The 6,515-nt window shown below is 74.5% G+C and carries 6 protein-coding genes; all 6 read right to left on the bottom strand.

Translation table 11 applies throughout. The features are described 5' to 3' along the window. Positions 1-147: 147 nt before the first annotated feature. The 6 genes from ACZ7BZ_RS28995 to ACZ7BZ_RS28970 all read right to left on the bottom strand — a co-directional run bounded on the left by ACZ7BZ_RS28995 (position 148) and on the right by ACZ7BZ_RS28970 (position 6,170). Positions 148-543: a roadblock/LC7 domain-containing protein gene (locus ACZ7BZ_RS28995; RefSeq protein ID WP_380462478.1), complete on the bottom strand. Its 396-nt coding sequence runs from the start codon at positions 541-543 to the stop codon at positions 148-150. Positions 544-625: 82 nt separating this feature from the next. Further along, the gene (locus tag ACZ7BZ_RS28990; RefSeq protein ID WP_470360905.1) at positions 626-1,774 is read right to left on the bottom strand and encodes a hypothetical protein; all 1,149 of its coding nucleotides are present in this window, start codon (positions 1,772-1,774) and stop codon (positions 626-628) included. A gap of 181 nt (positions 1,775-1,955) precedes the next feature. Further along, positions 1,956-2,339 (bottom strand): hypothetical protein, encoded by a 384-nt coding sequence (locus ACZ7BZ_RS28985; protein WP_188302932.1) that lies wholly within the window; start codon positions 2,337-2,339, stop codon positions 1,956-1,958. Between the two features lie 677 nt (positions 2,340-3,016). Then, positions 3,017-4,024 (bottom strand): LLM class flavin-dependent oxidoreductase, encoded by a 1,008-nt coding sequence (locus ACZ7BZ_RS28980; RefSeq protein WP_470360904.1) that lies wholly within the window; start codon positions 4,022-4,024, stop codon positions 3,017-3,019. A gap of 64 nt (positions 4,025-4,088) precedes the next feature. After that, positions 4,089-4,727 (bottom strand): DUF2269 domain-containing protein, encoded by a 639-nt coding sequence (locus ACZ7BZ_RS28975; protein WP_470360903.1) that lies wholly within the window; start codon positions 4,725-4,727, stop codon positions 4,089-4,091. Between the two features lie 243 nt (positions 4,728-4,970). Continuing rightward, the gene (locus tag ACZ7BZ_RS28970; protein ID WP_470360902.1) at positions 4,971-6,170 is read right to left on the bottom strand and encodes a peptidoglycan-binding protein; all 1,200 of its coding nucleotides are present in this window, start codon (positions 6,168-6,170) and stop codon (positions 4,971-4,973) included. Positions 6,171-6,515 lie beyond the last annotated feature (345 nt).

Here is a 6,515-nt window from a genome sequence, read left to right as displayed (position 1 = left end):
GTCGGTTGGGTCGGTCGGTTGGGTCGGTCGGTTGGGTCGGTCGGTTGGGTCGGTCGGTTGGGTCGGTCGGTTGGGTCGGTCGGTTGGGTCGGTCGGTTGGGTCGGTCGGATGGTCGATGGACGGGAAGGGTCCTCGGTCAGGGCGGGTCAGCCCGCGTCGCGCGGGTCCTTCGGCACCAGGGCGTCGTTGAGCAGCTCGGCGATGCGCCGGGCGCAGCGACGGGCCTCCAGGTGGAGCCGGCCGACGTTGACGTCCGGGAGCGCCAGCAGGGTCAGCACGCAGCTGCCGCCGGCCGCGTAGGTGGCGACGTAGCCGTGTTCGCCGCGCACCACCGACTCGCGGAACTCGCCCTGGCCGGTGGTGTCCGCCAGCCGCTGGGCCAGCGAGAGCGAGGCCGCCGTCATCGCGGCCAGACCGGTGGGTTCCGTCCCGTGGGTGTCGTGCGCGACCAGCAGGCCGTCCACGCTGGCCACCAGGCCGCCCGCGAGGTGCGGGACGCGGCGTTTGACGGCGCGGAGTTCGGCGAGCAGCTCGGTCTCCAAGGCGATCAGTTGTCTCCTTCCGACACGCTGCTTGAGCGCCCGCCTCATGGCCGGGACGGCGGGGTCGCGGGCGGAGAGTGGCTCAAAGTCGGGCCTCCAGAAGGTCTCGGACCCGGGTCAGCAGCGCGATGTCCGGGTCGGGGACGGTCAGCGGGTGGGCCGCTGCCGGGGTGGGTGGTCGGTCGGAGCGCGTGGGGGCGGGCGCGGGGGCTGCGGGGCCGGGGGGCGGGGAGCTGGTGACCGGGGGGCTGGTGGCCGGGGTGCCGCGGAGGGTCGCGCCGGGGACCCTGCGGTGCAGTCCGCCGCCGGGGCGGACGGGGGCGGCGGACGGGCGGGCGGGGGCGGCTCCGGGTTGTCCGGGTGCGGCCGGACCGGGGGCGGCGGCCGGGGGCGTGGCGGCCGGCGCGGCGTGGCGGGGGGCGTCGAGCAGTCCCGCGGCGGCCAGCCGGCGGACGTCCGCCGTCACACCGAAGCCGGAGCGGCCGAGCAGCCGGGCCAGGTCCGCCGGGGTTCTTCGGCCGTCGGCGTGGTCAAGCAGGTCGCGTCGGCGTCGGCCGGGCGGGCGGTGCGAGGGGCGTCGGCCGTGCTCGACCGGACGCACCGGCGCGGTGTCGAGCTGCGGCCAGGGCCAGATCCGGTCGAGGAGCTGGCGACGGCGCTCGACCTCGCGGCCGAGCCGCGCCGGGTCGACCAGTGCCACCGGGCCGAGCCAGTGCCGGGTGGCGGACTCGAACCGCCAGGTGCCTCCGGCCCGGTCGGCGAGGACGAAGTAGGAGGCGTCGAACAGCGTGCCCAGGTGGCCGAGTTCGAGCTCACCGTGGGTGAGCAGCCGCCGTTCGACCAGGACTTCGCCGACCCGCCCCTGCGGGCCGTGGCGGTCCAGCAGCTCGGCCCAGTCCTCGGAGGTGATCCGGCCGCAGCCGGTGAGCAGGTCGGCCAGCCCGGGCGCGCGCGGCGACTCGGCGGCGGCCACCTGGCCGTCGACCAGGTGGAGGATGCCGAGCGGACCGTGCAGGGCGCCGGTGGCCCGGCGGGCGGCGAGCAGGGCGACGGCCTCGCCCGGGGTCCTGGGCGAGGCGGACTCGGCCCGGTCGGTCCGCTCCGCCGGCGGCGCTTCGGCGACCAGCGGAGCGGCGGTCAGCGGTCCGGCCGTCAGCGGTCCGGCCGTCAGCGGTCCGGCCGTCAGCGGTCCGGCCGTCAGCGGTCCGGCGGTCAGAGGTCCGGCGGTCATGCGGGCCACCGCCGGGCGGTCGGGGGTGTCGGGGACATCGGGGGTGTCGGGATCGCCGGGGCCATCAGGGACGTCGGGGCCATCGGGGACGTCGGGGCCATCGGGGTCATCGACGCGGCAACGGCGGGCGAGGTGGCGCAGCCGGCTGGCCGGAATGCGACGGTCGGTACGGGCGCCGCGCTCACCCCAGCACCAGCTCCTCGGCGAGGGCCTGGAGGCGGAAGCGGGCGACGGCGAGGTTGCCCGACTCCCGGTCCAGCCAGAGGTGCAGGACGAGCCGGCTGTCGAAGACGGTGTCGATGAAGCGGATCAGGTGGTAGCTGCGGCCCGCGGTGACGATGATGTCCTCCAAGGGCGAGCGCCGGTCCTCCGCCACGGTGAAGGTCTGGCTCTCAACTGCCGCGCGCACCAAATCGGTTGCCTCGGCCGCCGCGGTCTCGTGTTCGCCGACCGGGCTGTCCCCGAGGCTGCCGAGGGCAAGTCCGCTGCTCCAGTCGACCAGGCTCGCCGAGCGGGCTCCGGCGATCGCCATCGCTCCGGAGAGGCATTCGTCGATACCCGGCACACCGGCTCCTTCGAGGGGGTCTGGGTGGCCGGGCGCAGCGCGACTCCGGCCGGGTCGCCACCAGCAGTGGCGGGTTCGACACGGAAGGCTACTGCCGGATTCCGTATGACGAACATTCCAATGGCATATTCACACCAGATGCGACGGGTTTCAGCCAAGGTGTGATGGAGCGCCAGGCCTGCCTGAGGGGCAAACCCGCTGGCCGGTCGACCGTCGCGACGGATGGCCCACCAGCCACCTGGTGCGAGACCTTGGCTGATACCGGATCGCTGGCGAGGGTTTCGAGGACCAAAGTGCGATAAGAGGACCCACCGTTCGCCAACCGGGCGCGCACGGCCACGCCGACGGGCGGACGGCGGCTCGGGCTCCGGCGGACGGGCGGACGGGCGGAGCGCCCCGGCGGACGAGTGGAGGGCCCCGCGGACGGCCGGGCATGACGAAGGGGCCCGTTCCGCTGGACGGAACGGGCCCCTTCGGGTGGAGCGCCAGGCCCGGATCGCACGGACTCTTCCTACTGAAAGTAGGACGTGCTCTGGTAGCACCGCTGACGCATGTTCGAGAAGTCTTCGTTGCGGAAGATCATTTCCCCTCGACGAGAAAAACAATAGCAGGTCATCACGCCTGGTCAGAAATCCGGCCCGGGGGGCCGGGTCGACCCGGCCCAGGTCGACCACGCCTCAGGCCTGGCCGACGGCCTCGGCGAGCAGACGGTAGGAGTCCAGGAGTGCGGTGCGGTCGTAGGTGCTGGTCGCCACCAGGAACTCGTCCGCGCCGCTGCGCGCCACCAGGGCGGCCAGCTCGGCGGCGGTCTGCTCCGGGGTGCCAGCGATGTGGCCCTTGAGCGACTGTTCGAACGCGGCCCGCTCGCGCCCGCTCATCGCCCGCGCCCGGATCTCGGCGGCCGGGGCCAGCGGCGGGAACTCCCCGTGGGTGCGGGAGTACGCGCCGGCCCAGGCCTCCGGGACGAGTAGTTCGCGCGCCCGTTCCTCGGTCTCGGCCACCGCGACCGTGCCCGAGACCACCACGTACGGCTCGTCGGCCTGCTCGGAGGGGCGGAAGCGGCTGCGATAGGCGTCGATCGCGGCGAGCATCCGGTCCTCCCCGCGCGCGGCGGCGATCACCAGCGGCAGCCCAGCCTCGGCGGCCAGCTCGGCGCCCGCACCGGTGGCCAGGACGAAGGCCGGCACGTGCAGGCCCTCGGCCGGACGGGCGTGGACGTCCCGGTGCACCTGCTGCGAGCCGTCGAAGTAGCCGAGCAGCTCGCTCAGCTGGCCTCCGAAGTCGTCCGCGGCGTCCTTCTCCCGCCCGAGCGCCCGCCGGACGCCGTCGGTGAAGCCCACCGAGCGGCCGAGCCCCATGTCGATCCGCCCCGGGAACAGTGCCGCCAGCACCCCGAACTGCTCGGCCACCACCATGGGCTGGTGGTTGGGCAGCATCACCCCGCCGGTGCCGACCCGGATCCGGCTGGTGGCCGCCGCGACCGCCGCGGCGAGCACCGTCGGCGCCGATCCGGCCACCCCGGGCACGCCGTGGTGCTCGGAGACCCAGAACCGGTGGTAGCCCAGCCGCTCGACCTCGCGGGCGAGGGCCACCGTGTTGCGCAGCGCCTGCGCCGGTTCCTCGCCCTGTCTGGTCCGGGAGCGGTCGAGGACGGAGAGCCTGGTCGCGGGCGTAGCGCTGGTCACGTGGGTGGACAACGCCCGCCCGCCGGGTGGGCATTCCCCCGGCCGGCGCCGATGGGTGCGGCCGTCATCGCCCCTCGGGCCCGGGCCCGGCCTCGGTCCGGGCCTCGGTCCGGTCACCCGCCCGCGGTATTCGGCCCGGGCGCTCGCCCGCGGCCGTGCGGCGCCCCCAGGGCTTGTACACCGACAGGATGACGTTGAACAGGTAGAGCGCGAGCGCGACCGCCGGGACGATCACCGTGTTGTAGCGGACGAAGCCGAGCTCCGCCACCGGGATCGGCCCGGCCGGGTGAGCGTCCGCGACGCGGGCCGCGTCGTGAAGCCGGTCGGTGAGGGCGAACACCGAGGCGGCCATCGCGCCGAGCGTCAGCCAGAACTTGGTGCTCACCCAGTAGTACCGGAACAGGCCCCAGGACGTGCCGAGCCCCAGCACCACCCCGCTCAGCAGGGTGAGCAGGCTCAGCGGCAGGATGAGCGGGTCGCCCAGCAGAGCCATCGCCCGGTAGGCGGTTCTCAACCGGTCGGCGTCGTCGGTGGTCAGCGCCGTCACCGCCAGGGTGAGCAGGCAGAGCATCAGCGCCAGCCAGCTCACCGAGACGACGACGTGCAGCACCACCAGCCGCTTGCGCGCCCGCGGCGACAGGCGGCGGCCGGTGGGCCGCCGCCGCGCGCCGGGGGCCGCGACGGCTCCGGTGGACGAGCGCACGGGTACCTCCTTCGAGTCGGGGTCACGAGGACGCGCCCAGACTCCCCCGCCCGCTCCTCATCGGGCATCTGACGGTGGAACTAACTTGGCCTACTCCCGGGCGAGTACGCGCCGGGAGCAACCGCGACCGATCAACTTCCCCGGGAGTACGCCCGCCGGAGCAGACGCAGTCGGCCCGCCAGCCCGGTCAGCCCCGCCTGCCCGGTCAGCCCGTAGGCCCGCCAGCCCGTCGGCATCGGCGCGTCAGTCCGTCACCGCGAAGCCGTGGGCCGCGCCCAGCCGGTGCAGCGAGTCCGATCCGGGGATCCCGTCCGCGGCCCCCGCCGTGTAGCCGCACCGCCGCTGCCAGCCCGCGTACGCCGTGACCGTGAGGCTGCCGAAGGAGCCGTCCACCCAGCGCTGTTCGAGCAACCCCTCGTCCACCAGCGCCTGTTCGACGATCGCCACCTCGGCCCCGTACGTCCGGTGCCCCTGCTCGGCACCCGGGTCGGTGTGCGCCGCCGCGACGACGTGGGCGAGCGAGACGGTGCGCGGCCCGGGCAGGTAGCCGAGCAGCCGGCGCAGCGAGCCCTCGCCGGGTACGCCGTCGGCGGCCTGCCCGGAGTAGCCCAGGCTCGTCTGGTAGTCGGCGTAGTTCTCGGTGTCGGCGTCCGTCCAGTCCGGTCCGGGCCCGGAGTGGTAGTGGGCGCCGAAGCCGGCCGCGACCAGCGCCCGGCCGACCGTGGTGACCTGGTAGCCGTGGGCGCCGTAGCCGTACGCCAGGCCGTTGATGCTGACCTGGTAGCGGGCCGGGGTGGGGCCGGCGGGCGGCACCGGGGGCGGCTGGGAGGGCGGCCCGGACGGCGAGCCGGAGCCGGCGGTGAAGGCGGGCCAGGAGCCGGGGTCGACGTGGTCGTTGAAGGGCACGTGGGCGTGGGCGTACCAGCCGCCGACGGTCTCCCAGACCCGCTCGTCGCGGTGCGCGGAGAGGTCGGTGGGCCGCCCCATCGGCCACACGTCGGGCACGCCCCAGGAGGAGATCCAGGCGTGGATCCGGTCCCAGCCCGCGCAGGGGGTGTCGACCAGCCGCGGGTAGACCGTGCCCTGGTGGCGGCAGTACGGGAAGAAGACCGCCTCGATCTGGATCACCACCCGCCCGGCCCGGTTGGTGCGGGTGGGGCTCTGGTCGGGGCTGAGCAGGCTCTTGGAGCGGGAGTCGGCGGGGAACAGCTGGGCGGCGCGGCCGCTGAACGGGTCCCAGACCAGGTGCGGGGCGTCACCGGCGCCGGGGCCGGTGAAGTACCCGACCAGGTCCTCGTAGGAGCACCAGTCCTGCGGTGCGGAGGCGGTGGCGTTGCGGTCCCAGGTGATGTGGGCGATGGCCTTCGGCGGGTACTGGTGGTCGGTCGGTGCGTGGTCGCCGAGGTCGTGGATCTCGGCACCGGGCAGCCACGGCTCGGGCATGCTGGCTCCTCCGAACGGCGTAGTGGCGTCATTGCCGGTATCGGCAGGTCCCGGCCGGGGGTTGACCCCGACGGCAGGATCGGTGGCGTTGAACCTCCTGCGCCCGCACGGCCGTTCGGATCATCGAGGGGAGTTCGTCCTGGCGTGCGGGCCGGGGCCCGCGGCGCGTGCCGCCGGCTCCGTACTCCTCCTGCCCGAAAAGGGGCCCGGGGAAGCCCCGGAAGCGGCCGGGCGGGGGCGCATTCCACCTCGCCGCAGCCGCCTTGTCAATCGTTGACTTGGGAAGTGGTCTAGTCCACGGTGGTGCGCCTCGAAGCACTCATGTCGCCGTTGCCGCAACGTTTC

This window comes from Kitasatospora sp. NPDC036934, from assembly GCF_055608425.1.
This window is presented reverse-complemented; position numbering and strand designations above follow the sequence as displayed.